Origin of the sequence: Xanthomarina sp., from assembly GCF_035306705.1 — a bacterium.
Classification (GTDB): domain Bacteria; phylum Bacteroidota; class Bacteroidia; order Flavobacteriales; family Flavobacteriaceae; genus Xanthomarina.
In genome coordinates this window covers 1-3,474 of the sequence record NZ_DATGNO010000105.1, presented here as the reverse complement: position 1 = coordinate 3,474, position 3,474 = coordinate 1, and the positions used below count along the sequence as shown (strand labels likewise).

The 3,474-nt window shown below is 29.2% G+C and carries 4 protein-coding genes; all 4 read right to left on the bottom strand.

Going from position 1 to position 3,474, the window contains the following annotated elements:
- Positions 1-855, bottom strand: an 855-nt coding sequence (locus VKY47_RS09260; RefSeq protein ID WP_324312236.1) for a phenylacetate--CoA ligase family protein, incomplete at its 3' end; no start/stop codon positions are given.
- The gene (locus VKY47_RS09255) at positions 855-1,922 is read right to left on the bottom strand and encodes a glycosyltransferase family 4 protein (protein ID WP_324312234.1); all 1,068 of its coding nucleotides are present in this window, start codon (positions 1,920-1,922) and stop codon (positions 855-857) included. The genes VKY47_RS09255 and VKY47_RS09260, both read right to left, overlap by 1 nt.
- Positions 1,919-3,082, bottom strand: a complete 1,164-nt coding sequence (locus VKY47_RS09250; RefSeq protein ID WP_324312238.1) for an EpsG family protein — start codon at positions 3,080-3,082, stop codon at positions 1,919-1,921. The genes VKY47_RS09255 and VKY47_RS09250 overlap by 4 nt, the downstream gene beginning before the upstream one ends.
- A gap of 23 nt (positions 3,083-3,105) precedes the next feature.
- On the bottom strand, positions 3,106-3,474 hold a 369-nt coding region (locus tag VKY47_RS09245; RefSeq protein ID WP_324312233.1), incomplete at its 5' end, for an acyltransferase.

The following is a 3,474-nucleotide window of genomic DNA, read 5'->3' as shown; positions in this document are numbered from 1 at the left end:
TACAAATTCTAAATGTCTTACATCTGAAAGAACATGAAGTCCATTTTTATTTTGACATTCTGCGGCTAGCCAAAAGACTTCGCTACATCCATATTGATCGAAAACTGGCGCTTTAAGTGATTTTTCAATAAAGTTTCGAGTTGATTCCGTTAGTGGAGCGGCTGTAACCCAAATGGCTTTAGGTTGATGAATTGCAATATTATTCTCATGAATATATTTTGCCAAGTCATAAACCCCTCCCACATATCCTTGAATAAATGCAGGTTTAATTTTATTTATTTCTGAAATAAAATCATCCATATCCTTCTTATCCATTGAAGAGCAATCTAAAAGGGTTCTTTTAGTTGGCCACCATTTTACTGTATTAATTACTTTTCCAATACCTTTCCGAACGTTCCTAAATACATAAGCTTGGTTTTCCCAAGGTTTGATGCCCCACCAATTTAAAGTCCGCCATCCATAAAGTTCAAGAGGTACATTTTTATCAAAGTAAACTTTCAAAGGAACACCTGTACTACCGCCTGTAGTTGATGCTCTCATTTTAGATGAAGGTATCTTGGGATTAATAAGCCTTTTCGTATTTTCTTTTAATGTAGCCTTTGTTATCAAAGGCACTTTACTCCAATCTTTTTCGTGCTTTAAATCATCAGGGTTAAATCCGTTATTATCATAAAACTCTTTGTAGAAAGGAATATTTTTATAAGCATAATTAACAATGGCTTTTCTTTTGTTAAAGTTTATAATATTTAATTCAGTTTTAGAAATGGAGTCTATCTCTTTTAAATCATTAAACTGTTTTTTATTTTTCAATAAATAAAATACCTTAAACGAAAATATTTGTTTTTTAAAATTCATTATTGAGTTACGCTGACAAAGAAATCTAAAAACTCTTCTGCGATTTTGTTTTCATCCAATTTATATCTAATTTCTTTAGCTTTGTTTCCTATTTTATCTCTTAATAAATAGTCATCAGCTAATTTATCTAAAGTAAATGCAAGTGATTCAACATCTTTCAAAGGTATTAAAAAACCATTCTCTCCATTTATGATGAGATCTCTAGGTCCAGCATTACAATCGAAACTAACGCAAGGTAGCCCTACTGCCATTGCCTCAGTTAATGCATTTGGAAACCCCTCAGTTATAGAAGTAAAAGCAAATATTGATGATTCTTTAAGCCAGTCAACAACGTTGTTTACTGTACCTTTAAGGATAACTCTATCTTCTAAGTTAAGTTCTTGAATTTGCAGTTCTAATTGATTTCTGAGCGGGCCATCCCCCAAAATAATTAATTTCCACTCTCTATTTCTTAATTTGGAAAATGCTTCTATTAAATAGTGTTGTCCTTTTTCTGGTATCAAACGGCCAACATTAATTATCGTTGTATTATGCTTTATTGTTTCGTTCTCATTCCTAACTTGAACTGGATTATGTATTATCCTAATATTTTTATTTAATTTTCTTTCTTTTATATAGTCTCTAGCTAATGATGTTTGAGCAATATAACCGGTTGCATATTTATATGTAAGTCGTCTAAAGAAAACAATATGCTTTGGTAGTTTGTTTAAAGGATTTCTTCTATCAGAAATAAAAATGTTAGCATTTAAAAAACTAGAAGCTAAAATGGTGAGAATATTGTACTTTTCCATAAAGCTTAAAACAAAATCTGGCTTTTCATTTTTTATTAACTTTCTAAGTCTAAAAAAAGTTTTTAGCTCTGAGAGTTTTTTTGATAAAAAATTATTGTTTTCAAATCCAATTCTATGGATGGTGACTTTTTTATTTATAGTGAAGAAATCATTAGATTTAGTAAGTATGATTAGATGTGTATCTATATTTTTTTGAGAAAAATTGTTTGCTAGAATACTCATTACTCTTTCTGCACCTCCTTGTTTTAAGGTGGGGATGATTAAAAGTATTTTCATTTAATAAAGTCTTTAGAAGTAATATCTTCTTTTAATAATATTGTTATTAGGGTTGTTGAATTTATGTTAAAATAACTTTTTATAAACTGTTCTCTATACACATAAATATTTCCTAGAAGGTTTAAAGCAAAAACGACTAAAAGTATTTTTGAAAACTTTAAAAACTTACTGTAAAAATCATATTCCACGAGAAGAAGTACTAAAAAGAAAAACTGAGCAACTAATATATATCTGTAATAGGTGTCTGGTGCTGAGTAGAATAAGTTTGATACTGCAAAGCTAGTATAAGTTAGGTTTCTAAATATAGACTTTCTATTTATCGTTATAAAAAGGTAAGCCCAAGCAAAAAATGTCCACAATTCATAAAAAAATATTTTTAAATAATTATTAAAATTACCGATACTAAGACTATTTTCTATAAAGTCTTTTTCTCCAAGATAGCTTTCTGCTTTGTTTTGTATTGCAGAAGGTAGCTTTAATTGATCAGCAAACTGTAATAATAACTCACGGGGAGTAATAATAAAGATAAAAGAGAAGATGAATAGAAATTTATAGAAATTATATCTTTTAGGAAAAAGAATAAAAATGAAATAGAAAGGGAGAAAAATAATAGAACTAAAATGTATTGCGATTGCTAATATTATATAAAGCAATCCTTTTGTTTTATTATTATTTATTCCACTACTCAAAAAACCAAGTAATATAAACGAAAAGGCCAGGTAGTTTCTAACTCCAGATATCAAATGGTCAATTGAAAAAGAAATTAATATTAATGTTAGAAAGATAAAATAATCTTTTGTTTTTAAATTGTTGTGATTTGTAAACTTCCTAAATGAGAATAACCAAATCCATACAGTTAAGGCTGTAATAAATAGAAACAGAAACTGTATTGGAATACCTGACTTTGAAAATAAATACAGAAGAGTGTAGAATAGAAAGTCTGGTTTTTCAGATAAGAAAATGAAAAAACCTTGAATATCTAAACTACTCAAGTTTTCATACAATAAGTGGTAATAAGCTTTATCATTACTTTCTCTTGGAATATATAGAAAGCTTACAATTCCAAAAGTTAACGAAATTAATATGAGACTACTGTTTTTATTGCTATATAAGTCGCGCAATATTAATGGTAATGAGAGTATAGGACTCAACAAAAACATCAGATATTTTCCAAAACTCTTACTCATTTAGTAATAAATCTCTCATTTTCTAGCTTTAAGAGTAATTTCCTCTTCTCCTCATAGCTCATCCCCTTGGAACCAACATCATATTGTTTTATTTTTTCAACAAACGCTGAAGTTTCACCCACAATTCTGGCAGGGTTTTCTGCAACAATTTTGCCGTCTGGGATTGATTTCGTGACGATGCTTCCTGCACCAACAATAACATCATTGCCAATGGAAACACCAGGCATAATCATTGAGTTATTGCCGATATAAACATTGTTTTTAATTTTTACTTTCCCGAAATAATCCAGTTTTGGATATTGATCTCGAAAAACCCAACCTCCTCCGTGAGTAAATATTTTTGTACCAGAAGTAATTTGTACATG

Coding starts and splice junctions, on each gene's coding strand:
- VKY47_RS09250 (WP_324312238.1), bottom strand. CDS start 3,082: ATGTTTTTGTTGAGTCCTATACTCTCATTACCATTAATATTGCGCGAC.
- VKY47_RS09255 (WP_324312234.1), bottom strand. CDS start 1,922: ATGAAAATACTTTTAATCATCCCCACCTTAAAACAAGGAGGTGCAGAA.